This is a genomic window from Pseudomonas sp. SG20052, from assembly GCF_031766055.1.
GTDB classification, from domain to species: domain Bacteria; phylum Pseudomonadota; class Gammaproteobacteria; order Pseudomonadales; family Pseudomonadaceae; genus Aquipseudomonas; species Aquipseudomonas mandelii.
Genome location: NZ_CP134498.1, coordinates 3,362,929 through 3,386,565 on the forward strand (window position 1 = coordinate 3,362,929; position 23,637 = coordinate 3,386,565).

The window sequence follows — 23,637 nt, forward strand, 5'->3', positions numbered from 1 at the left end:
GATTTAATGCACTTCACTCGAACGCTATTTCGCTGCCGTGGTCCTTCAAGTACACAGGCTGACTTCAAGGATTGCGGATGGACACTCTCGATTGGGTGCAATGGCCGGCGATGCTGGTCACGGTATTGGCGGCGTGGTTGATCGGCTCGCAAAACCCATCGCGCAGGGTGTGGGGTTTCAGTTGCTTCATCGTCAGCAATCTCTTGTGGGTGATTTGGGGCTACCACACCCACGCCTACGCATTGATCGTGTTGCAGTTTTGCCTGTGTGCCATGAACTTGCGCGGTTTCAAGAAGAACGTGAAAGGCTGAGCACGACGCCCGTTACTTCATGGCCAGCGCAATCACCTCGACCAAATTGAGTTGGGTATACGGTTTGGACAAGCGAGGGAGTGTGGTCGCGAAGCCTTCAAGGCGTTCGGCATAACCCGTGGCAAGAATGATCGGTATGTCCGGCTTCAACGCCCGGATGGCATTGGCCAACTGCTCACCGTTCATTTGTGGCATGGCCATGTCGGTAATGACCAGGTCAACATGCTGCTCGCGTTCGAACAGCTCAAGCGCTTGGGCACCGGACACCGCACTGATCACCCGATGGCCGAGGTCCTCAAGCAACAGGCCGGTGCTGGTCAGCACCAGGCTGTCATCGTCCACGACCATGACGCACAACTGAGCCACTGGCGGAGCGGCCACTTCCGATACGGCGGGATGATTGAGCGCAGCTGTGGTCGCGGCGGGTATCCACAGTTCGGCGACAGTGCCGATGTCCTTCTGACTCTTGAGAATGAATCGCCCGCCCAGTTGTTCTATGAAGCCATGGATCATCGACAACCCCAGCCCCGTGCCTTTGCCCACCCCTTTGGTGGTGAAAAACGGGTCCATGGCCGACGCCAGGGTGACCTCATCCATGCCCTCCCCGTTATCGGCAACACTCAGGCAAACATAGCGTCCGGGCTCCGGCAATAGTGTCGATTGGTCGCAGACGTCTTCCGTCCGGGTACTGATGACGATTTTTCCGCCGTTGGGCATCGCGTCCCGGGCATTGGTGGCGAGGTTCAGCACGGCCAGTTCGAGCTGATTGACATCGGCCATGACCGGAACGAGGTCGGGGGAAAAACGGGTTTCGAGCTGTACGGAAGGCCCGAGGGAGCTGCGCAACAATCCGCTGATTCCTTCCACCAGCGCGGGTATTTCGACGGATTCGGACTTGAGTTCCTGACGTCTGGCGAACGCCAGCATGCGTTGAGTCAGGGACACCCCTCGCAGGGCACCTTGGGTGGCGTTGTCGACCAATCGAGTGACTTTCGGATTGTCTCCCACGCGTTTACGGACGATTTCCAGGTTGCCCAGGATAACGGTCAGCAGATTATTGAAATCGTGGGCGATCCCGCCACTGAGTTGGCCGATGGCCTGCATCTTCTGCGCCTGGAACAGCGCTTCACGGGTTTGTTCCAGAACCTTCTGTGCTTGTGTGGCCTCGGTGATGTCCCGGGTAATTTTGGCAAAGCCCAGCAACGTGCCCGTATCGCCCCAGATCGGATCGACCACCACATGGGCAAAGAACCGCGTGCCGTCCTTGCGAACGCGCCAGGCCCTGTTTTCAAAGCGCCCTTCCCGCATAGCCGTCTCCAACGCACGTTGGGGTTCCCCGGCTTCACGGTCTTCGGGGGTATAGAAGAGTGAAAAATGTTGACCGATGACTTCTTCGGGTCGGTAGCCCTTGATGCGCTGGGCCCCTTGATTCCAGTTGGTCAATCGTCCATCCGGGGCGAGCATATAGATGGCGTAGTCAGTCACGCTTTGAACCAGCAAACGAAACTGCTGCTCGCTTTGCTTGAGCGTCTCTTCGGCCATTTTGCGGTCGGTGAGGTCCCGGGTGATCTTGGCAAACCCCAATAGATTGCCTGCCGGGTCGCGAATCGGATCGATCACCACATGGCACCAGAAGTGTGTTCCGTCCTTGCGAACCCGCCAGCCTTCACCCTCGAACCGTCCTTCGCGAATCGCCGTATCCAGCGCGCGTTGGGGCAGACCGGCACTGCGGTCTTCTTCGGTATAAAAGCGCGAAAAATGCTGTCCGAGGATCTCCTTCTCCTCATACCCCTTGAAACGTTTGGCGCCAGCGTTCCAGCTGGTGATGATGCCATCGGGGTCAATCATGTAGATCGCATAGTCCACCACGGCATCAATCAGCAGGCGAAAGCGCATTTCCTCGATGGCGTTGGTTTTGGACTGGTTATCACTCATCGATCACACCCGTGACTGTTGTTTTGCGAAGTATGCGTCAAACCGTGGGTTTGGTAAGCCAGAAAACGGTTGTGCACTGGAGCATAGCGCTCACTCCACCTATTCTCGATGCCAAACGCCATTTCTGGCGGTTCCAAGGCGCCCCGATGATCCTGATTCTGTTGCCCACTTCCGACTACGATCCCACTGAGAGCAGTGTTGCGTGGCAGGCCATGCGTCAGGCCGGCATCGAGGTGCGCTTTGCGTCGCCCGAGGGATTGCCCGCCTACGCCGATTCGCGTCTGGTGGACATCGGTTTCGGCCTGTTGAACCCGCTGCTGATGACGCGCAAGGCCGACCTTGCCAGCTACGCCCGGATGATCGAAGCCCCCTCCTTTCGCCGACCGCTGAACTATGACGATGTGGACCCCGGCGAGTTCCAAGGACTGCTGATTCCCGGCGGGCATGCCAAGGGCATGCGCAGCCTGCTGGAGTCCGAGCAGGCGCGACGGATCGCCCTGCACTTTTTCAAGACAGACAAACCCGTGGCAGCGGTCTGCCACGGCGTACTGTTGCTTGCCCGAACCCTCGACCCCGATACCGGGCGTTCGGTGTTGCAGGGGCGCAAGGTCACCGCCCTGGTCGCCAACACCATGGAGCTGCCTGCCTGGGCAATCACCGCCGCCTGGCTCGGACGCTACTACCGGACCTATACCCAAACCGTCGAAGCGGAAGTCACGGCCGCCCTGTCCAGCCCGACGGATTTCCTGCGCGGGCCCGTCCTCGCGGTGCGTGATTCGGCGGACCAGCCACAACGCGGGTTCGTCGTCCGTGATGGCCTGTTGTTGACCGCGCGCTGGCCGGGAGACTGTCATCGCTTTGCCGCCGAGTGGGTTCGCCTGCTTACCGGTTCACGTATTTGACGATGTAGGCGTACAGGTCGTTGTAAACGAAGTCAGGAACAACCTGGGCGTAAGTCTGGGTGTTGAGTAACGCCAGGTGGCATTCTTTAACTATCTCGTCACGCTCACTCAGGGTGTGGACATGATTATTGATGATGCTTTCATAGGCGCTGTATGCCGTTGGCGTCGTAGAGGGCGTCAAGCAAGCGGTTGTGGTGTAGGTGATATGAGCACGCGAGACGCGTTCCTTCAGCGCCCCGAACCCGCGTTCATACACCGTGATTTGTGAACGATCGACCGCCTTCGAGGCGGTTTCGAAGGCCAGGATCACCGCTTGCTCATTCCTCATGGAGCTCACCAGTGTCGATCGCGTGACAAACCTTTCCAGTTCGCGGTTTTCCAGGCTTTTAAAGGCTCTTTTGATGCACGAAACGTGAGCGAACTCCAGCGTGCAGCCAACGATATGCGTTTCGAACTGATAGCCGGCCGCCGTCGCGAGTGGTGGAAATGCCGCGAAATCGATGCTGTCGAACGCACACTCCATGATGATGTTGTATTTGAGTGTGAAGGCTTCGGTGAAGATTTTGGCGCAAAGCTCTCGTACGAAAGCTTCGGTATGTTCATAGGCATGCAGCACGCCGAGCTTGATCATCTCTGCGTATTGAGGATGTTTCTGCCGGTATTCGGGCAGGTAGAGACGGACATACTTGTCGTAGCGCCTGGTCGGCAGGAGTGTGTTTTCCAGCAGGAAGGTTTTACCCGAGCCTTGAAGCCCGGCAACCACCAGGATTTTCGGCGTTTCCTCGGCCGTGATACCGCGGAACAGCGTGGTTTTGATGGCATTGAACGCGGCGCTGACTTGTTCAGTGGTGTAGGTGTAGTTAGGTGCGGAGGACATGCCTTGATTTCCTTATCAAAGAGCCGGCTGAAATTGATTGCCTGCCCTTTGAATAAAGCGCTGTTTCACCGCTTGTTCAAATACGTCTGTCTTTCAAGATATGTACCTGTTTTAAAAGGTAAATAATCCTACGCACCAGAAGCCCAATGCGCCTGTTCGACCGACCACCAACGCGGCAGCAAGTGCTTGACCTTGCTGTCGCCGAACCGGTCATCGATCAACATCACCACCCCTTGATCCTGCTGAGTGCGGATCACCCTTCCTGCCGCCTGCACGACTTTCTGTACGCCGGGATACAAGTAGGTGTAGTCATAACCGGCGCCGAAAATCGCCGCCATTCGATGCTTCATCTGTTCGTTGACCGGATTGAGTTGCGCCAGCCCCAGGGTGGCAATGAATGCACCGATCAGGCGTGCGCCGGGCAAGTCGATGCCTTCACCGAACGCTCCGCCGAGCACTGCAAATCCGACGCCCTGGCTGTGCACGGTGAACTGGTCGAGAAAGGCTTGGCGTTGCCCTTCCGCCATGCCCCTGGACTGCGACCACAAAGTGATCTGCGGATGTCGCTCGGCCAGTAACTGCGCCACTTGCTGCAAATAATCGAAGCTGCTGAAAAATGCCAGGTAGTTGCCGGGGCGTTGGCTGAATTGGCGGGCGATGAGTTCGACAATCGGTTCGAGGGACGCCTGGCGATGGATGAATCGGGTCGATATCTGACTGACGATGTGCACTTTCAACTGGTCGGCATGGAACGGCGATTCGACATCAATCCACACTGTATCCGGCGGCGTACCCAGCAGGTCCGCGTAATAATGCCGAGGGCTCAGCGTCGCCGAAAACAGCACGGTGCTGCGCGCAGCCTTCAGGCGTGGGCGGATGAAACCGGCCGGCACCACGTTGCGCAGGCACAGTTGCGACAGGTTTTGTTTGCGTTCGAGGTCGCGCTTGCTGATGTCGAACAGGAACTGTTCATCGAAGAGTTCGGCCACCCGGCAAAACTGCAGCATGTCGAAGTAAAAACTCTGTAGGGCGCTGTCCAGGCCTTGGGGATGATCGTTGAGGTAATCGCCGATGCTCGCGCTGCATGACGACAGCGCCTGGAGAAGTTTTTCCGGTGCCTTGTCGTAGGCCTGATACGGCGCCAATTGCAGATTATGCAGGGCATTCCACTCACGATTGACCCGCTGCAACGGTTTTTTCAGGGCGTCCGGTGCGGTTTTTCGTACCCCGCTGAGGGTCGACTGATCGAGCGTGGCGCTGTACATCTGCCGGCCGCGTTCCACCAGGTTGTGCGCCTCATCCACCAACACCGCGACTTTCCAGTTATTGGCCTGAGACAAGCCGAACAGCAACGCACTGAAATCGAAATAGTAGTTGTAGTCGGCGACCACCACATCGGCCCAGCGGGCCATTTCCTGGCTCAGGTAATACGGACAGACCTCATGCGCCAGTGCCACTCGGCGCAAGGCGTCCTGATTCAGCAGGCTGAGTTCGCTGGCGGTCTGGCGGGCGGCCGGCAAACGGTCGTAAAAGCCCTGGGCCAACGGGCAGGATTCACCGTGACAGGCTTTGTCCGGGTGCTCGCAGGCCTTGTCCCGGGCGATCATCTCCAGCACCCGCAGCGGCGGCGCATCGGCGCTCTCCAGGATGACTTGCGCGGCATCCAGCGCCAGTTTGCGCCCCGGCGTTTTCGCCGTCAGAAAGAACACTTTGTCCAACTGCTGCGGAGCCAGGGCCTTGAGCATCGGAAACAGCGTGCCCACGGTCTTGCCGATGCCGGTTGGCGCCTGAGCCATCAGGCAACGACCGGTGCTGACCGCCTTGAACACCGATTCCGCCAGGTGCCGTTGCCCCGGACGAAAGTCAGCATGGGGAAACGCCAATTGCTGCGCCGCGTGATTGCGTGCTTCGCGATGGGCCATCTCCTGCTCGGCCCACAGCAGGAACAGCCCGCAATGATGCTCGAAGAACGACTGCAGCTCTCCGGCGCTGAAGGCCTCGACCAGGCAGGTTTCCTTTTCGCTGACAATGTCGAAGTACACCAGCGCCAGATTGATCTGCGCCAGTTCCAGCTTCTGGCACATCAGCCATCCGTAGACCTTCGCTTGCGCCCAGTGCAACTGCCGGTGGTTGGGCGGTTGCTTGCTCAGGTCGCCGCGATAGGTTTTGACTTCTTCCAGGCAGTTTTGCGCCGGGTCGTAGCCGTCCGCCCTGCCCTTGACCTTCAAGGTTTTATACAGGCCTTCGAGGGCGACTTCGCTTTGATAGCCCTCGCTTCGGCGCGAGGCGACAGTGCGGTGCCCGACGATGCCTTCCAGCGCAGTTGGCGACGGCGTGAAACGCAGATCGAGGTCGCCGACCTTGGCGGTGAATTCACACAGCGCCCGCACCGCAATGCTGTAACTCAAGCGCTCTGCTCCGCCCATTGCACGTAGCAGACGGCGATTGGCATCTGGTGTTCGTGACAGAACTCCAGCCAGCGCAATTGGTTGTCTTGCAGGCGATCGCCGGGGCCTTTGACTTCGATCATGCGGTAGGTCTTGTGCTGCGGCCAGAACTGGATCAGGTCGGGCATCCCGGCCCGGTTGGCCTTGATGTCCAGCAACAGGCGATTGAACCAGTGCTTGAGGTGTTCGGCGGGCAGGCAGTCAAGCGCCTGATCCAGCAGTTCTTCGCTCAGCGCGCCCCAGAATACAAAGGGTGACTGCACGCCCCACTTGGCGACGTAACGCTCACGGATGGTCTGGCTATAACGCCCGTCATCGAGTTCGGCGAGACAGGCCTGAAACACCTCCGCCCGACGTGCATGGAAGTCTTCGTTGAGCAGGTCCACCGGCCCGCGCTGGAACGGGTGGAAAAACGCCCCCGGCAACGGCGCAAAGATCGCCGGCCAGCACAACAGGCCGAACAGCGAGTTGATCAGACTGTTCTCGACGTAATGCACCGGCGCCGAATCCTCCGCCAGGTGCGCCTGAACATGAAATTCGACCGACAGCGCCGGATCGGTCCTGGGCAAGTGCAGGTCCAGGCGCAGCATTTCCCGGGGAGATGGCCGCTTCATTGCCGGGCCGCCCAGTTTGCGCCGCAACCTGGGCAACACACGCAGCACATGCTGATGCTCGGTGGCGCTTTCCGGCGATTGCTCCGCGTGCGTGGCCAGATGCAGGGCCAACTGATATTCACCACAGCGTTCGAGCACACGAATAAGACGCACCCGAGCGCCGGGGTAGGCGCAATCGCGATAAATCGACAGCGCCGTGGAGAAATCCGTCATGCGTTCACAATGCTGACCAATCTGGAACAGCAACTTGCCCCGGCGTCTTTGCAGCCAAGGGTTGTCGAGTTGCACCTCGTTGATCTGCTCGACAATGTCCGCCACCTCTTCACCGGCCTCGAAACGTTGCTGGCAGTGGTGCAGAAACAGGCAGGCGTCCACGTCTTCACGGCTGCGCAAGCCCCGGGATTCGGCGCAGAATTCGACTTTCTCGTAGGTAAAGATGCCGAGATCGGCCAGCACGAACTCCGACCAGTCCTGATAAAGGTTGCCGAAGAACATCAGCCGCAAGCGGTCGCACAGGTCCAAGATGGTCAGCGTGAACAGCCGGTCGTTCAGTTGCGGGCACCATTGCGCGAAGCTCTGCGACTCGCAGAACTGCTCGCTCAGGGTCGCCAGCCATTCGGTCTTCTTGCCTTTGGGTTGATCGATGGCGGCACCGAAGCAGTGAAGAATCTCGGCCTTGAGCAGAACGTCGAACAGTTCCTCGATCTGTAGCGGCGATTGCGCAGAAATCCAGCCTGCCGCCAGCAATGGCTCGGCAGCACTGGCAATGTCGCCAATCTCGACGTAACTCAATTTGCCGGCCCTGAAATGCAGGCCCTTGCGCATCACCATCCTGACCAGCAGCGCCCGGGACTCGCGGGGTTGCCGACGAAAATCGCGGATGAAGGCTTGCTCCTCGACGCTCAGCACGTCGGCATAACGATGCTCAAGCCAATCAAGCACTTGCATGAAGTTGTTCAAGTAATAGAACGGGTCGTCGAGAGGATTTTCAGTCACAGGAAAAAAGGGCCATGGCGAGCGAGTACTGGTTATGCGTACAGATACCAGTTACAGCGCGTTCGGTGCAAACGGAAAAGGATAAGCGGCGGCGCTATTTGGCTATTTTCAGGTGGCCATCGAACTTTCTGCCGTTCCACGGCACCAACCGGCATAGCGGCTTTTTTCACGCACTTGAGAGGTGGGTATGAATATCAAGACTCTGGGTTTGCCTTTGGCAGCGGCAGCCTTCCTGGCACTGGCCGGTTGCTCCACGCCAACGGTGGTGACGCTGCAGAACGGCACCCAGTATTTGACCGAGGATATGCCGAAAACCAAGACCAAGGACGGGTTTTACGAGTTTGAGGATATTTCCGGCGCGAAGGTGAAGGTCAATGCCAAAGATGTGGCCACGGTCCGCGAGGAAGACTGAGAACCTCATTATCGTTCTTCGCGGGCAAGCCTCGCTCCTACAGGGTTGTGCGATGTGAGGCTTGCCCGCGAAGAGGCCGAAAATCTACGGCATCCACGGCGTACTGTTATCGCAGGAGATGAACTTCCCTCCCCGCCTCCTCAGTTCTTCATGAATCTTCTGGCAGCGCTCGTAATCCTGCTGCATCGCGTGGTCGATGCTGATGTTGCCTGTCATCTCCGGCTGCTTTTCCCCCGAGCGAAATGTCACAAAAGGCTCTTCGGCTGGAGCTGGAAACGGCTTTTTTCTACCTGCGGGTCTGCGGGTTCCGACGGTGCCGGTGTGGGCAGTTGATCTGGCGTCATGCCATAGCGGCTCAAAATCGAGCTATGAGGCAACTCCGCGGCGGCACTTCCTGATAACAGGGCCAGCGCCAAACCGATGAGGTGCTTCTTGCTGTTACTCACGTTACGTAATCTCCTGATCCAGTACTCAATCCTGTTGTTGCAAGGTATTGGAGTCCGCAGGTGACTGTCGGGTCACGTGCTCAGGCAGGTTTACCGCGTTATTGTTCTTCGCGGGCAAGCCTCGCTCCTACAGGGTTGTGCGATTCCTTGTAGGAGCGAGGCTTGACCGCGAAGAGGCCCTTACCGGCGCCACATTACCCTCAGGCGATGACGATCCCGGCGCCAGACAAACTGTCCAGCCCAACCCCCACCAACGTCACCGAATCCCCGCCAAACGTCAGCACCGTATCCTGCCCCACCGTCGTGGCATGAGCCCGATAGTCATCATTCGGCGCGACCCCCTGAACCCCGAGGAATACCAGCTTGTCGTTTGCCTGATACCCCACCACCCGGTCCTGACCAAACGCACCGCTGAACAGGAACGTATCAATCCCGCCCCCCGATTCCATCAGGTCATTCCCCGCCCCGCCCACAAACACATCGTTGCCCTGGCCGCCGATCAAATGATCGTTGCCGTCCAGACCGAACAACCAATCGCCCGTCGTATGCGCCTTGAGCGTATCGGCCCCCGTGCCGCCCTTCACCGATGACGCGTATGACGTCAGGTTGTTGCCGACGGCAAGTCCATTGGCCGTCACGCTGTGTGTCACATCATCCTTGAACAGCCCCCACAAGAACCCCGGTTCCTTGGTGACAATACTGCCGATGTCTCGGGTGATGCTGATACCGCCATTGGTGTCACGAACATAGAGGGTGCCGGCGCCGTCATTGGCAAAGTCGACATTCTTCACCGACTGCTGCAAGTCCAGCACGTTGTTGCCATTGCCTCCCAGCAGGATGTTGTAGCCGCCGCCGTCACGGAAGGTGTCGTTACCGTCACGCCCCTCCAGGTAGTCGTTACCCTTGCCACCCTGAATCAGGTCGTTACCGTCGCTGCCGATGATGAAGGTACTGCCCTTGTGGGTCTCGGCGTTGCGATTGAGGTCCTGAACCCAGGTATTGGCGCGTGCCGGGTCCGAGAGATTGGCGACGACGATCGTCGAGTCCTTGCTGGTGAGGTCGTAGAACTTCGATTCGATCACCCGGTTCATGCCGTCGCCATAGGCGGTCGGCAAGTGCGAGATCCAGGTCGGGATGTTGAGGATGGAGAACGGCAACACATTCCATGCGGTCGAGGCGTAGTGATCGTTGAAGCTGACGATGTTATCGGTCGCCGAGGCCTTGGCGGCATCGTGCACACCCACCGACGACAGGTTGAAGGATGAACCGTCGAGGGCCCGAAACACCGGGTCGTTTTCATAGCCGACATTGAGCACTTTGTCGGTGCTGCTCTGGGTCGGGGACGCGTAGGCGATGTAGTTGGAATCCTGGTAGAACCCGGACCACTTCTCCGCGCTCAAGTCCGCCAGGCTGTTGACCGCCAGCCCGCCGAGGCTGTGGCCGCTGACCAGCACGTTTTTGCCCGACAGGCCATTGGCCTGGGCAAATGCCATGACGTCGCCGAGCAGATTGCCGAAGGCTTCGCCCACATAGTTTTTCGCATAATCCTTGGGACCTAGCGCCGCCAGCAGATCGTTGATCACATCGCCGATGGAATCGCCGATCAAGATTTCCCGCGGGCCGCTGGTGCCGCGAAAGGCGATGCCGATTTCGCTGAGATGGCCTTGAGCATCGTACTTGCCGAGGATTTCGACCTGCGCGCTGGTGTACCCGGCCTTCTCGCCGAAGAACGTTCCGCGGACGTCGACCTTGCCGTCATAACCCAGTTGCGAGGCCGTGATGGGCGTCCAGCCGGCTTTTTGCACGGCCTCCAGGGCGGCTTTTTCCGAATCGGGGTTCCAGGGAATGCCGGGGATCACGCCTTGAGAGTCGGTGCCGCCCAGCAGCGCGGTAACCAAAGTCGCCGGCAAGCCCAGGCCGAAGCCGTTGTGCTGGTAGCCGGTGGCAAAGCCATTGTCGAGGTTGTGATAGGAATACAGCGTGATCGCCATAGCGTCGGTGAATAACGCTTTGGAATCGGCTGTGCCGAAGTTTTTGTAGTCATACACACCCATTGGTATTGCCTCTCTTTTGTTGGAATTGTCAGAGATAGCTCACAACCAGGACGCCTCATTCACGAGGCGCCCCAGAGCATTTAGTGCATGCAGCCTTTACGCAAACGTGATGCCTGACGCCGACAGGCTGTCCAGTCCTACTCCCACCAGGGTGACGGCAAAATCGCCCACTTTCAGCACCGTGTCATGGCCCGACTGCGAAGCGTGTTGCTTGTAGTCATACCCCTGCCCCGCGCCCTGAACGCCGAGGAACACCAGCTTGTCGTTGCCCTGGTAGCCATTGATCGCGTCGAAACCGAAGGCGCCGCTGAACAGGAAAGTGTTGTGGCCTCCCGAGGCCTGCATCAGGTCGTTGCCCGCGCCACCGACGAGGGTCACCTGGCTTTTGTCGCTGCGCAGCAGGTCGTCGCCGGCATGACCGAACAACCAATCGCCGTCGACGCTGGCCGCCAGTGTGTTGCCGTAGGCGTCACCGTTGAGCGAGTGGTTGTAGTGGGTCAATTCACTGCCGTTGAGCAAGCCATTGGCGGTGACGCTGTAAGTCACCTCCTTGCTGCCCCACCATGAACCCGACTCCTTGCTCACCAGCGAGCCGATGTCGCGGGTCATGCTGATGCCACCATAGGCATCGCGCACGTACAGGGTGCCGTCGCCGTCGTTGGCAAAACTGAAGTTCTGCAACGGCTTCTGCAATTCGAAGGTGTTGCTGCCCTTGCCGCCCAGCAGAAGGTTGTAGCCGCCGTCGTCGCGCAAGCGGTCGTTACCGTCGCGACCTTCGATGAAGTCATTGCCGGCACCGCCCTTGAGCAAGTCGTCGCTGTCGGTGCCAATGATGAAGGTGCTGCCGGTGTGGGGTTCGCCGCTGCGTCCGAGGTCCTCGACCCAGGTGGTGCCCCGGGACGACTCCGCCAGGTTGGAGACGATCAGCGTTGAGTCCTTGTCGGTGAGGTCGTAGAACCGCGAGTCGATCACCCGGTTCAAACCGTCGGCATAGCCCAACGAGCCATGGGCTGACCAGTTCAGCGGATTGAGGATGCTGAACGGCACCAGGTTCTGCGCGGTGGACGCGTACTGGTCGTTGAAGTTGACGATGTTGTTGGTCGCCGAATCCTGATGACCGTCGTGCTTGCCCAAGGACCCACTGCTGAACGTGGTGCCGTCGAGCACCCGGAACACCGGGTCGTTCTCGTAGCCGATGTTCAACACGTTGTTGCCGGTGGCGCTCTGGGTCGGTGAGGCGAACGCGATGTAGTTGGCGTCCTTGTAGAAGCCGCCCCAGTTGTTGCCGCTCAACTCGGCGAGGCTGTTGACCCCCAACCCGCCGAGGCTATGGCCGCTGACCATGACATCCCTGGCGCTCAGGCCATGGGCGATGGAAAACGCGGCAACGTCCTTGAGCAAGTTGTCAAAGGCGTTTTTCGCGTAATTCGTCGCGTAATCCACCGGGCCGACGGCGGCCAGCAGGTTGTTCTTCATGTCGCCGAAGGTGTCGCTGTACCCCAGGCCTCCGGTGCCCCGGAAGGCAATGCCGATACCGATCAGCTTACCCGCCGTGTCGTACTTGCCGAGCACTTCGGCTTCGGCGCTGGTGAAGCCGTCCTTCTCACCATAGAACGTGCCCTGAGCACCGACCTTGCCTTGATAACCCAGTTGCTTGGCGCCAATTGGCGCCCACGCGGTGGCCGGCAGCGGCTGACCGGTTGGCGTGTACGCATACAGCGTCAGGGCGATGGCGTCGCTGTACAGCGCCTTGCCGTCAGCATTTTTGTAATCAAACAGTCCCATGTTGTTTGCTTCCTTTGCGTTAAATCAGAACTGCCAGTCGAGTGTCAGACCTACACCGTGGTCTTTTTCGTTGGAGCCCAGCAGTCCGTTGTAATCCAGGCTCACACGCACATCCTTGGCCACCGCCAGACCGGCGCGCGCACCAATGACGGCGGCGTTACGATCCAGGGACACGCTCTGCACGCTGAACCCGGTATTGCCGTTGGCGAAGGCCAGGTGGTCTTCGGAACGGGTGTTGCTCAGGTTGTGCTGCCAGCCCAGGGTGCCGGACAGTTCCAGTTGCTGTTTGTCCGACAGGGCAATGGCTTTGCTCGCCCGCACACCGAGGGTCGAGAGCACGGCGTCGCGGTTGTCTTCGCCCCCCTTGAGCGCGGCGGCATCGCCTTTCTCGGTGAAGCTGTCGCGGTTGAGGTGCACGTAAGCCAGGTTGGCAAACGGTTCCAGGGCCAGCGGTTGCAGGTCCAGGCGATACGCGGCTTCGGTAAACAGCTGGGCGGTGGACGCATCGCGTTTGGATTTCTGTTTGCCGCTGACGTCACCGAATTGCAGGTCACGTTTCACATCGATGCGATGCCAGCTATAAGCGCCGCCGACACTCAAGCGCAGTGCATCGATTTCATGGCCCAGGTAGGCGCCCAAGTGGTAGCTGTCGACCGAGGCCGACGAATGCGTGCCATCGCCCATGCTCAACGAGCTGTCGCTATACCCGGTGACGAAACCGAGCCGCGTATCTTCAGTGATGAGACCGTCGACACCGGCCAGCAAGCCGCCGATGGAGCTGGTGGAACTGGCGTTGTCATGCCCGCCGTCGCTCTTGCCCCAGGCGCCGAGGACTTTGACCCAGGCATTGCTGCGGTCATCGGTGGGTGCCGCGGCATCGAACAGATCACGCTCACGCAGGCGTTCGCCGACGGCATCGCGCAGGTAACGGCTGTCGTTGATCAGCAACGTGCCGATCGCCGGATGAATCTCACCGGACAGTTGCTGGAAGGCTTGTTGCGCGACGGCAGCGGTCGGCGACAGCAACAGGGTTTCATAGAGCGGATTGCCCGCGCCCAGTTGCTCGGCAGCGGCAGCGACGGCACGTTGGTTCGGGGTCTGGCCGACGCTGGCGAAGGACGCGGCGTTGCGCTCTACCGCCAGTTGGATGCCAGTAGCCGAGTAATCGAGCGCGCCGCCGATGAACAGGTAGTTCGGCAGGACTGCGCCAAACCGCCCTTCGATGCCGCCAGCTGCTTGCAGGATGTTGTATTGATTGCCAAGCAGCGATTGCACGTCGCTGGTGGTCAGCAAGGTCGGGCTGTTTTCCAGGGACAGGCTGACAGTCGCGCCTTCGATCACCGCTTTACCGCCCGCGATGATCTGGTCGCTGCTGGTCGGCGACAATTCCACGGCGTAGGTCGAGCCCGGCTCGAACGTCACGTCACCCGCGACCTGCAAGGTGCCGATGGAATTGCCGGGGGCCACGGTGCCGCCGCTTTTCGCGGTCAATGCGCCGATGCGGCCGTTACCGCCGAGGATTCCGCTGTCGTTGACGGTGACCGTCGAGAGCAGCGAGCCGTTGATCGCCAATCGCCCCTGATTGACCAGCGTCGGGCCGGCGTAAGTGTTGGCGCCGGTCAGCACCAGCGTGCCGATGCCCTGCTTGGTCAGGCCGCCGTGGCCGGAAATGTCGTTGCGCCAGACGTCCCGGCCACACTGCACGTCATTACAGACGCGCTCGGTCGGTTTGCCCGCATCGATAATCGCGCCGATGCCGGGCAAGTCCGCGACAAACTGGCTGGAGCCGTAGGCGCCCTGGATGCGGAACTCCTCGGGTATGTCTTGCTCGGTGACCAACATCGCCGGGCCATCGATGCCTTTGCGCAGGTTGATCATGCCCCAGCCATACAGCGCGTCGACACCCGGTGCGCCCATGTCGGTGGCCGTGGTGCGCAGCACGCTGGCAACCTGGGCGCCAGTCATGTACGGGAAGCGTTCCATCAGCACCGCCACCGCGCCCGCGACGTGCGGCGCCGCCATGGATGTGCCGTTTTTGTTGGCGTAGCCGATGGTCATGTTATCGGCATTGGTGCCGCCGATGACTGCGCTGAAGATCTTGCTGCCCGGTGCCGACACGCAGAAACTCGCGGTGTAGCCGCAACGCGACGAGAAGGTGCTGATGTTGTAGAGGTCCGGGCTGTTGAGGTCCGGGTTCTTCTGCAAGGCCGCGACGGTCATCCAGTTCGGTGCGATTTCGGGGACGAAATAACCGAGGCCTGCAATGGCGTCCGGGTTGTTGAGGTTGTAGTCGTTGCCGGCGGCGAAGATTGTCACGATGCCGCTGCGAGCGGCCGCGATCGCACCGTCATAGGCACCGCCCTGGCGCGTGCCGAGGATGGGCTGGATCTGATTGAATTGCAGTTGCGCGTCCTGCACGGTGAAGTGCGGATACGCCGGGTCGCGGCCCCCCAGGTCGAAGCGATCGGTGATGCCAATGCCCCAACTGTTGTTGATGATCCGCGCCCCGCTGGCGATCAATGCATCCCAACCGGCCTTGTACACCGCGCCGTCGTTGCCGAGAATGATCCCGTCTTCGGGGCCCGGGTCGCCGTTGTCGGCACTGATGATTTGCGCGTTGTACGCCACGCCGTGCATTGGATTGCCGTCACGGCTGCCCGCCGCGATCCCGCCGACGTGAGTGCCGTGGGAGCCGAGCTTGCCGTCGTAGCCGACCGAGGGCGAACCGTCATACACAAACGCATCGCCGGCTTTGACCGGGATGTACGGGTCGGTGTATTCGCGGATGCCGCGGGTGACCAGCGTGACGACCTTGTTGGCACCGGAAAACTCCGGATGCTGGGCGTAAACCGGTTGATCGAAGATCCCCAGTTTCACGCCTTTGCCGCTGTAACCGGCGGCGTAGGCATCCTGGGCATTGATGGCGCCCAGGCCCCAGTCAGCGTTGAACTCAGCGCTGCGCCAACTGTTGGGATCGCCTGCTTTGCCGCTTTCCACGTAGGGCACTGCTTGTGCGGTGCCTACTGAAGCCAGCGCACAAAGCAGGGCTCGGTTGAGTGCTTTCAAGGCGAATAAGTTGTTGTTCTTAACTTTCATACAGCGACCATCCTTAGTTGTCTTGCCAAAATCCCTGTGGCGAGGGGGCTTGTCGGAACGCCGCATCGTCCCGTTCGGCTGCGCAGCAGTCGCGAGCCCGGCTGATGCGTTTTGTCTGCCAAATCACCGCTGCCTGTTTTGGGGCGGCTTCGCCACCCAGCGGGAGCAAGCTCCCTCGCCACATTTAATGTTTGCCACGTTTTTTGTTCGTGTTTTTAAAACTGCCAATTGAGGCTCAGCCCTACGCCGTGGCTCTTCTCGCGGCTGGCCAGTTGGCCGGTGTAATCGAGGTTCACGCGAATGTCCCGGCTCAGGGCCAGGCTGGCATGCGCGCCTACCAGCGCCGCGTCACGCACCATTGGCGCCCCTTCTACCGAGAACGCCGTGCTGCCGCTGGCAAATGCCAGATGTTCTTCAGCATCGGTATTACTCAGGTTGTGCTGCCAGCCGAGACTGCCGCTCAGGTCTAGTTGCTGCTGGCCGGACAGATTCACCGTTTTCAATGCGCGCACACCCAGGGTGCTGAGCACCGCATCCCGCGTGTCGCCAGTGCTTTTCAGTGCAGCGCCATCACCTTTCTCGGTGAAACCCTCGGTGTCGAGGTGCACGTAGGCCAGGTTGGCGAAGGGTTCGAGCGCGAGCGGTTGCAGATTCAGGCGATACGCCGCTTCACCGAACACTTGAGTGGTGCCGGCATCGACCTTGGCTTTCTGCTTCGCGCTGACGTCGCCGTATTGCAGGTCACGTTTCACGTCGGCACGATGCCAGCTGTAGGCACCGCCGGCACTCAAGCGCCAGGCGCCCAGTTCGCGGCCGGCGTATGCACCCAAGTGATAGCTGTCGACCTTGGCCGATGAATGCGTGCCCGAGCCCATGCTCACCGAACTGTCGCTGTAACCCGTGACCAGGCCTATCCGGGTTTGCTCGTCGATCGCGCCATCGACACCGGCAAGCATGCCGCCGATCGAGGTGGTGTAACCGGCGGTGTCATGGCGGTCATCGGTCTTGCCCCAGGCCCCAAGCGCCTTGATCCAGCCATTGCTTTGCGCGCCTTTGGCGTCAACCAGTCGCCCACCGATTGCATCGCGCAGGTATCGACTGTCGTTGATCAGCACCGAACCCAACGCCGGGTAGATTTCCCCCGACAACTGCTGGAACGCCTGCTGTGCGGACGTCGCGGTGGGCGACAGCAACAGGCTTTCGTACACCGCATTCCCCGCCCCAAGCCCTTCCACGGCGGAAGCGACGGCGCGTTGGTTCGGCGTCTGGCCGACGCTGGCGAACGTCGTGTCGTTACGCTCCACGCTCAGTTGAATACCGGTGGCGGCGTAATCGAGGCTGCCGCCGATGAACAGATAGTTGGGCAACACCGCACCGAACTGACCTTGAATGCCGCCGGCCGCTTGCAGGATGTTGTATTGCTGACCGAGCAGGCTTTGCACTTGTTGAGTGCTGAGCAAGGTCGGGCTGTTTTCCAGTGACAGACTGACCGTCGCACCGCTGACCGTGGCCGTGCCGCTCGCAACGATCCGGTCGCTGTCGGTCGGAGACAGCTCCACCGCGTAAGTCGAGCCGGGCGCAAACGTGACGTCGCCGGCGACCTGCAAGGTGCCAATGGAATTGCCCGGCGCGACGGCAGCGCCGCGATTGGCCGTCAGATCCCCGACTCGTCCTGAACCGCCCAGCGTGCCGCCGTCATTGACGGTCACGCTGGATGCCAACGAACCGTTGACCGACAGCAGGCCGCCATTGACCGTGGTTGGCCCGCGATAACTATTGTCACCAGTCAGCATCAAGCGTCCGGCTCCTGACTTGATCAGGCTGCCTTCGTAGACCCGAGTGGTGGCGGCAAGATCGCGGGCCATGCCGACGGCGTAATCCGTCTGATCCTGCTGACTGGCACCGGCCGGTACGCCATTCTCCCAGCCCTTGGTCCTCAACGTCTGTTGCCAGGCACTGCGTTCGGCCGCGTCTTCACTCTGCCGCTGGATCAGCGCGTTGTCCGAGATGTCGTTGCTCCAGACATCGCTCTGCCCTGCCCCCAGATTGGCGTCGAAGCGCCCGAGCAATTGCCCCGGCCCGTGCATCGCCCGTTCGAGGTTGGCCACGCCCCAGCCGACGCGGGTGTTCGGCGCCTGGGTGACGGAACCGTCGAGTTGGGTGGCGGTGGTTAACAGGGTTTCCAGCGCCTGCTGGTTGGTCATATACGGATAGCGTTCCATCACCAGCGCCAGCGCGCCGGTGGCATGCGGCGCGGACATGGACGTGCCGGACTTGATCGCATAACCGGCGTCGGGAATGGTGCTGTCGATCTTCGCACCGGGGGTGGTGATGCACCAATACTTGGCGATTCCGCACTGGTTGTACTTTTGCTGGTTACTTTGATCCAACCCCGACACCGCCAGCCAGTGGCCTTCCAGGTCCGGCTGGAAGTAAGGCAAGGCTGAACGCACGCTGGCATTGGGGTAACCGCTGTTACCGGCGCTGAACACATTGATCACACCGCGACGGGAAACGTCAGCCGCCGCATCGAGCCAGGTGCCTTTGTTCCAGTGCTGGGCGTAGGCGGCGTGCAGATCGTCGAGGGTGCGATAGCTGACGTCCGGTGGCTGGCTGCCCCAACTGTTATTGATCGCCCGCACACCGGCGTCGGCCAAGGCGTTATAGACCGCTTTGAAGTAGCGCGGATCCGGATTGGGGCCGAACAGAAAACTGTCGTTCTTGTTGGTATTGCCGACGTAGACCTGCGCGTTGTACGCCACACCGTGCATGCCGGTGCCATCGCGGGAGGCGCCAATGGTGCCGGCGACGTGGGTGCCGTGGGAGTCGTTGTTGGCGTTGAGGGTGCCGTCGACATTGAACAGTGAGCCGTCGACGTAGCTGCCGCTGGCCAGTACCGCGTGGTAACGGTCGGTGGCGAATTCGGGATGGGCTGCATCGAAGCCTGAATCGAGTTCGCCGATTTTCACACCCTTGCCGGTGATGCCAGCGGAGTAGGCCTGGTCGGCCTGCATGCGGGCCAGTCCCCAGTCCCGCTGAAATTCTACCGAGCGCCAACTGGCCGCATCGCCCAGGGTGCCGTTTTCCTGATAAAGCGCCTGGGCCGAGCCTGGCGCTACTGAAATCCAGAGCAATAACGTGCCGACCGACATCGGCTTGTTCTGTACGTCCATGTCAACTTCTCGCTTTTTTGGCGTTTTTAGAATTCTGGTTGCCCACTAGGGGCTGCAACGCAACAGGTCAAATCATTGAGATCTCGGGCCTTGACCGAATGCCTCGTCCACCTTGGCCAGATCCTGCTCATTCAAGGTCCCGGCGTAGTAATGCAACTTGGTCCAGGCCATCAGGTAGTCATACCTTGCCTGAGCCAAATCCCGGCGGGTGGTAAATAGTTGTTGTTCGGCATTCAACGCATCCAGGTTCACCCGCTCACCGCCCAAGATGCTTTGCTTGGTCGAAACCACCAGCAATTCCGCCGATTTCAGGGCTTTCTGATAAGCGCGCAACTTGTTCACCCCCGACAGGCAGGCACTGAATTGCCGACGCAGCTCGATCAGGGTTTCCCGGGTCTTGCCGTCCAGTTCGTACTCGGCCTGTTCCATGGTGCGGCTGGCCTGACGGGTCGACGCCGACACCCCGCCGCCGGCGTACAACGGCACGCTGACTTCAATGCCGATGGTGTTGGTGTCGTAACGCTGGTTGTAGGTGTTGCCGCTTTCCGATTCGTTCTGGCGCACCGAAGCGTAGGCACTGACTTTCGGCAGGTGTCCGGCGCGGTTGCGTTCGACTTCATACCGCGCGACTTCCACCGCCTGACGCTGGGAGGCCAGGTTCGGGTTGTTGGCCACGGCCATCTCGTGCCAGGTGTCGTAGTTGGCCGGCAGCAGGCTGAAGGTCTGGAAGTTCTGGTCCAGCGGCGCCAGATCGGTGATGTCGACGGCCGGCACGCCAATCAGCGCGCCCAGTTCGCGCAAGGACGCGTCCTGCTCGTTGCGTGCCTCGATTTCCTCGGCGGTCGCCAGTTCGTAGCGAGACTCGGCCTCAAGAATATCGGTGCGCGTGCCCTCGCCCTGGCGGAACATCTGCTCGTTCTGCTGGAACTGCTGTTCGAAGGCCTTCTTCTTCGCCAGCGCGATGTCGATCTGATCCTGGGCGAACAGCGCATTGGTGTAGTTTTCCAGCACACGAACCAGCAATTCCTGGCTCTTGCCGCGGAACGCTTCGTCGGCAAACAGCGACTGCGCCACGCCTTTGCGATACCCCGCGTAGGCTTCGTAATCGAGCAACGGCTGTTGCAGGGTCAGGTTCGAGCCGTAGCTGCCGTAGTTGCGGTCCTCGGTGAAGTCCGGCCGACCTTCATTGATTTGGGTGACCTTGGAGGTGTTGCGCCCCTTGTTGTAGGTGTAACCGAGCCTGGGCAACAACCCGGCCCGGCCTATGATGCGGTTTTCAAGGCCGGCATCGCGTTCCTTCATGGCGCCAAGGAATACCGGGTCATTGCGCAACGCTTGCTCGTAGATATCGAAAGGCCCCATGGCGGCCATCGCACCGTTGCACGTCAGCAACGCCAGGGTGGCTGTGAGCATTGAAAGCTTATTCATACAGCCGAACATCCTTATTCCTCGGTCAACGCGGAGCCTGCCCGGTCGAGCAGCGGTTTGAACAAATAGTTGAGGAGTGAACGTTCACCGGTGCGCACGAACATTTCCGCCGGCATGCCGGGCTTGATCACCAGCCCGTTGAGTTTTTCCATGGCCTGATCGCTGACGCTGCTGCGCAGCACGTAGTACGGCGCGCCGGTTTTCTCGTCGACCATCTGGTCGGCGGAAATCAGGCTGACTTCGCCGGGTACGCGCGGTGTACGGCTCTGGTTGAACGCGGTGAACAAAATGTCCACCGGCAAGTGGGTGCCGACCTTGTCGATCAGGTTGATCGGCAAGTGCCCTTCCACTTCCAGGCGGGTGCCTTGCGGCACGATCTCCAGCAAGGTGTCGCCCTGGCGGACCACCGCACCTTCGGTGTGCACCCCAAGGTTGACCGCGATGCCGTCGGCGGTGGCGATGATCTCGCTGTGTTGCAGATCAAACCCGGCGGAAGTCAGCTGCTCTTCCAGGGTCACGCTTTTGAGTTGCGCATCGGCCAGTTGCGTGCGGACTTCTTTCTGGTATTCCTCGATGTGCTGTTGCAGCTTCAGGCGCGACTCGAGGATGCCCTGCTCGACCCGGCCGCTTTCGCCGCTGTTTTCCGCCAATTGCTGCTGCACCTGCGACAGCTGCCGCTGGAACTCCATCAAGCGATTGCGCGGGATGTAGCCGTTGTCTGCCAGGGGCTGAAGGTTACTCAGTTGTTGCTGCAAGGAGCTGGCCTGAGCCGTCAGATCGGTACGCGCGCGGCGCATGCCGGCCAATTGCGCGCTGGCGCCTTCGATGTTGGCGCGCAGCCCCGCCTGCTCGCGGGAAAACGCTTCGCGGCGGCTGCTGAACAACTGCCGCTGGCCTTCGAGGACCAGCGCCAGGCGTGGGTCGGGATCGTTGCTCAGTTCCGCGGGGAAATTCACCTGCTTGAGGTTGTCCCGCTCGCTCTGCCAACGCGCCAGGCTGGCCCAGGCCATGCGGTATTGCGCTTGCAGCGATTGCACATCGGCCGCGACCTGGGTCTGGTCGAGCTGGAACAGCGGTTGGCCCTGCTTTACCACCTGGCCTTCGCTCACCAGGATCCGGCTGACCACGCCGTTGCTCATCGATTGCACGGCCTTGCGCTTGCCCGAGACCACGACTGTGCCTTGCACCGGGATTCCTTGGTCGAGCGGCGCGAGGCTGGCCCAGGTGAAGAAACTGCCAGCACCGACAATCGCCAGAATCCAGCCCATGCGGGAGAAGAAACGTGCATCACGCTCAGGGCGTTCGGCGATGTAATCGTGTTCCATCGTCGCTTCGTTTTCAGTGTTCATGCGAGCGCTGGTCATACACCCGAATTCCTTGTCGTAGGCTGATACTGGCGACTCATGCTGAGCCCGCCCGGTGCTTGCGCCGGTTTTTCACGTTGCTGTTCCTGGGCGCCGGAGAGTGCCTTGAGCACTTCCTGGCTGGGGCCAAAGGCCTGTAAACGACCGTCGTTGAGCACCAGCAACTTGTCAGCCTGAGCCAGCGCCGAGGAACGATGGGTCACCAGAATCACGCTCGTGCCCTGAGCCTTCATTTGCGCGATGGCGCCGGCCAGCGCCGCTTCGCCCACGGTGTCGAGGTTGGAATTGGGCTCATCGAGCACCACCAGGCTTGGCTTGCCGTACAGCGCGCGGGCCAACGCCACCCGTTGCTTCTGGCCGCCAGACAAGCCACTGCCGTCCTCGCCCAGCACCGTGTCGTAGCCCTGCGGCATGCGCAGGATCAGTTCATGGACGCCCGCCTGTTGCGCCGCTTCGACAACTTTTTGCGGATCCGCTTCGCGAAACCGGGCGATGTTTTCCGCGATGCTGCCGCTGAACAATTCGATGTCCTGGGGCAAGTAGCCGATGTAGGGACCCAGATCGTCTCGGTTCCAGCGATGGATGTCCGCGCCATCAAGCCGCACCGTGCCGCCAAGGGTTGGCCAGACGCCAACCAGCACCCGGGCCAGGGTCGACTTGCCGGAGCCGGAGGCGCCAAGTACGCCCAACACTTCGCCGGCACTCAGGCTGAAATTGACCATGTGCAGGGTCGCCGCGCGTTGCCCCGGAGGGCCGGCGCTGACTTGTTCGAAGGTGATCTGCCCCTTCGGCGCCGGCAGCGCCATGGCTTCGTCACTCGGTGGAAAGGCTTGCAGCAGCGAATCAAGACGACGATAAGCGAGCTTGGCGCCGCTCCACTGTTTCCACACCGCGATCAGCTGATCGATGGGGCTCAGGACGCGGCCCATCAGAATGGAACCGGCGATCATCATTCCGGCGGTCATATCGCCCTTGATCACCAGTAACGCGCCGAGGCCCAGGACCAGGGATTGCAGGCACAGCCGCAAGGTTTTGCTCAGGGAGCTGATGATGGCGCCGGTGTCGCTGGCCTGATTTTGCAGGCCGAGAAAACGCGAATGCACTTGGAACCAGCGCTTGCGCAACACGCCGAGCATGCCCATCGCCTGGATGGTTTCGGCATTGTGCAGATGACTGGTGGCCAGTTGGCTGGACTTCTGGGAAAACCCGGCGGCTTCGCCCAAGGGCTTTTTGGTCATTGCCTCGTTCAGACACGCGAGGCCGATGAGCACCAGCGCGCCCACGGTCGCGAACACACCGAGCCAGACGTTGAACAGGTAGATCACGAAGAGGTAGACCGGAAACCACGGCGCGTCGAAGAAGGCAAACAGCGCAGGACCGGTGACGAATTGGCGAATATGGGTCAGATCGCCAAGGGACTGACCGGCGTTGCCCTCGCCCTTGAGCAGGTTGCGCTCGAACGCGGCCTGATACACCCGCAGGTTGAAACGGCGCTCCAGCTGGCTGCCGATGCGGATGACGATGAAGCTGCGCACGATCTCGAGCAACCCGATGAAGGCGAAAAATCCGACCACCATCAGCGACAACATGGCCAGGGTGGTTTCGTTTTGCGAAGACAGCACGCGGTCGTAGACCTGGAGCATGTAAATCGACGGGACCAGCATCAATACGTTAATTAACGCGGTGAAACAACCGACGCTGATCAGGATGCTTTTATAGTCGCCCAGTGCCTTGAATAACGGAGCGGTGGCTGGGGCCTTCGCCATCTTCATTGATTTTTCCTGAGATGATATTCCT

14 protein-coding genes and 1 pseudogene are annotated in these 23,637 nt (G+C 60.4%); 3 read left to right on the top strand and 12 right to left on the bottom strand.

Annotated features, from left to right (window positions below):
* The first annotated feature begins 77 nt into the window (after positions 1–77).
* Positions 78–311, top strand: a complete 234-nt coding sequence (locus RHP74_RS15455; protein WP_077748490.1) for a hypothetical protein — start codon at positions 78–80, stop codon at positions 309–311.
* A gap of 12 nt (positions 312–323) precedes the next feature.
* On the opposite strand, the gene RHP74_RS15460 is transcribed toward RHP74_RS15455, so the two are convergent.
* Entirely contained in the window at positions 324–2,246 is a 1,923-nt protein-coding gene (locus tag RHP74_RS15460) for a PAS domain S-box protein (RefSeq protein ID WP_311100364.1), read from the bottom strand.
* Positions 2,247–2,392: 146 nt separating this feature from the next.
* Between RHP74_RS15460 and RHP74_RS15465 the strand changes: the two genes are divergently transcribed.
* On the top strand, positions 2,393–3,148 hold the full coding sequence (locus tag RHP74_RS15465; protein ID WP_311100495.1) for a DJ-1/PfpI family protein: 756 nt from the start codon (positions 2,393–2,395) through the stop codon (positions 3,146–3,148).
* Here the strand turns inward: RHP74_RS15465 and RHP74_RS15470 are convergent.
* The 3 genes from RHP74_RS15470 to RHP74_RS15480 form a co-directional block, all read right to left on the bottom strand.
* Positions 3,129–4,025, bottom strand: a complete 897-nt coding sequence (locus RHP74_RS15470) for a zeta toxin family protein (protein WP_311100365.1) — start codon at positions 4,023–4,025, stop codon at positions 3,129–3,131. The genes RHP74_RS15465 and RHP74_RS15470 overlap by 20 nt on opposite strands.
* Positions 4,026–4,153: 128 nt before the next feature.
* A complete protein-coding gene (locus RHP74_RS15475; protein WP_311100366.1) occupies positions 4,154–6,433 on the bottom strand; it encodes an ATP-dependent DNA helicase in 2,280 nt (759 codons plus the stop codon).
* Positions 6,430–8,034 (bottom strand): VRR-NUC domain-containing protein, encoded by a 1,605-nt coding sequence (locus RHP74_RS15480; RefSeq protein ID WP_311100496.1) that lies wholly within the window; start codon positions 8,032–8,034, stop codon positions 6,430–6,432. The genes RHP74_RS15475 and RHP74_RS15480 overlap by 4 nt, the downstream gene beginning before the upstream one ends.
* 235 nt (positions 8,035–8,269) lie before the next feature.
* Between RHP74_RS15480 and RHP74_RS15485 the strand changes: the two genes are divergently transcribed.
* A complete protein-coding gene (locus tag RHP74_RS15485) occupies positions 8,270–8,494 on the top strand; it encodes a YgdI/YgdR family lipoprotein (RefSeq protein WP_010460381.1) in 225 nt (74 codons plus the stop codon).
* A gap of 84 nt (positions 8,495–8,578) precedes the next feature.
* Here RHP74_RS15485 and RHP74_RS15490 read toward each other — a convergent pair.
* From RHP74_RS15490 to RHP74_RS15525, 8 genes and pseudogenes are all read right to left on the bottom strand, one after another.
* A pseudogene (locus tag RHP74_RS15490) lies at positions 8,579–8,940 on the bottom strand (hypothetical protein).
* A gap of 200 nt (positions 8,941–9,140) precedes the next feature.
* Complete coding sequence (locus tag RHP74_RS15495; RefSeq protein WP_311100367.1) at positions 9,141–10,994, bottom strand: polyurethanase; 1,854 nt, start codon at positions 10,992–10,994, stop codon at positions 9,141–9,143.
* A gap of 96 nt (positions 10,995–11,090) precedes the next feature.
* Positions 11,091–12,779, bottom strand: a complete 1,689-nt coding sequence (locus RHP74_RS15500) for a polyurethanase (protein ID WP_311100369.1) — start codon at positions 12,777–12,779, stop codon at positions 11,091–11,093.
* A gap of 24 nt (positions 12,780–12,803) precedes the next feature.
* Positions 12,804–15,875: an autotransporter domain-containing protein gene (locus RHP74_RS15505; RefSeq protein ID WP_311100370.1), complete on the bottom strand. Its 3,072-nt coding sequence runs from the start codon at positions 15,873–15,875 to the stop codon at positions 12,804–12,806.
* A gap of 215 nt (positions 15,876–16,090) precedes the next feature.
* A complete protein-coding gene (locus RHP74_RS15510; RefSeq protein WP_311100372.1) occupies positions 16,091–19,048 on the bottom strand; it encodes an autotransporter domain-containing protein in 2,958 nt (985 codons plus the stop codon).
* A gap of 72 nt (positions 19,049–19,120) precedes the next feature.
* Positions 19,121–20,488 carry a TolC family outer membrane protein gene (locus RHP74_RS15515; RefSeq protein WP_311100374.1) on the bottom strand — a complete coding sequence of 456 codons (1,368 nt, stop codon included), beginning with the start codon at positions 20,486–20,488 and terminating at the stop codon, positions 19,121–19,123.
* 2 nt (positions 20,489–20,490) lie between these two features.
* Positions 20,491–21,840: an HlyD family type I secretion periplasmic adaptor subunit gene (locus RHP74_RS15520; RefSeq protein ID WP_311100376.1), complete on the bottom strand. Its 1,350-nt coding sequence runs from the start codon at positions 21,838–21,840 to the stop codon at positions 20,491–20,493.
* Entirely contained in the window at positions 21,837–23,612 is a 1,776-nt protein-coding gene (locus RHP74_RS15525) for a type I secretion system permease/ATPase (protein ID WP_282410280.1), read from the bottom strand. The genes RHP74_RS15520 and RHP74_RS15525 overlap by 4 nt, the downstream gene beginning before the upstream one ends.
* Positions 23,613–23,637 lie beyond the last annotated feature (25 nt).

What these genes read in the sequence shown, in the direction of transcription:
- RHP74_RS15455 (WP_077748490.1), top strand. Translation starts at nt 78, where the DNA reads ATGGACACTCTCGATTGGGTGCAATGGCCGGCGATGCTGGTCACGGTA.
- RHP74_RS15460 (WP_311100364.1), bottom strand. Translation starts at nt 2,246, where the DNA reads ATGAGTGATAACCAGTCCAAAACCAACGCCATCGAGGAAATGCGCTTT.
- RHP74_RS15465 (WP_311100495.1), top strand. Translation starts at nt 2,393, where the DNA reads ATGATCCTGATTCTGTTGCCCACTTCCGACTACGATCCCACTGAGAGC.
- RHP74_RS15470 (WP_311100365.1), bottom strand. Translation starts at nt 4,025, where the DNA reads ATGTCCTCCGCACCTAACTACACCTACACCACTGAACAAGTCAGCGCC.
- RHP74_RS15480 (WP_311100496.1), bottom strand. Translation starts at nt 8,034, where the DNA reads ATGCAAGTGCTTGATTGGCTTGAGCATCGTTATGCCGACGTGCTGAGC.
- RHP74_RS15485 (WP_010460381.1), top strand. Translation starts at nt 8,270, where the DNA reads ATGAATATCAAGACTCTGGGTTTGCCTTTGGCAGCGGCAGCCTTCCTG.
- RHP74_RS15495 (WP_311100367.1), bottom strand. Translation starts at nt 10,994, where the DNA reads ATGGGTGTGTATGACTACAAAAACTTCGGCACAGCCGATTCCAAAGCG.
- RHP74_RS15500 (WP_311100369.1), bottom strand. Translation starts at nt 12,779, where the DNA reads ATGGGACTGTTTGATTACAAAAATGCTGACGGCAAGGCGCTGTACAGC.
- RHP74_RS15505 (WP_311100370.1), bottom strand. Translation starts at nt 15,875, where the DNA reads ATGAAAGTTAAGAACAACAACTTATTCGCCTTGAAAGCACTCAACCGA.
- RHP74_RS15510 (WP_311100372.1), bottom strand. Translation starts at nt 19,048, where the DNA reads ATGGACGTACAGAACAAGCCGATGTCGGTCGGCACGTTATTGCTCTGG.
- RHP74_RS15515 (WP_311100374.1), bottom strand. Translation starts at nt 20,488, where the DNA reads ATGTTCGGCTGTATGAATAAGCTTTCAATGCTCACAGCCACCCTGGCG.
- RHP74_RS15520 (WP_311100376.1), bottom strand. Translation starts at nt 21,840, where the DNA reads ATGACCAGCGCTCGCATGAACACTGAAAACGAAGCGACGATGGAACAC.
- RHP74_RS15525 (WP_282410280.1), bottom strand. Translation starts at nt 23,612, where the DNA reads ATGAAGATGGCGAAGGCCCCAGCCACCGCTCCGTTATTCAAGGCACTG.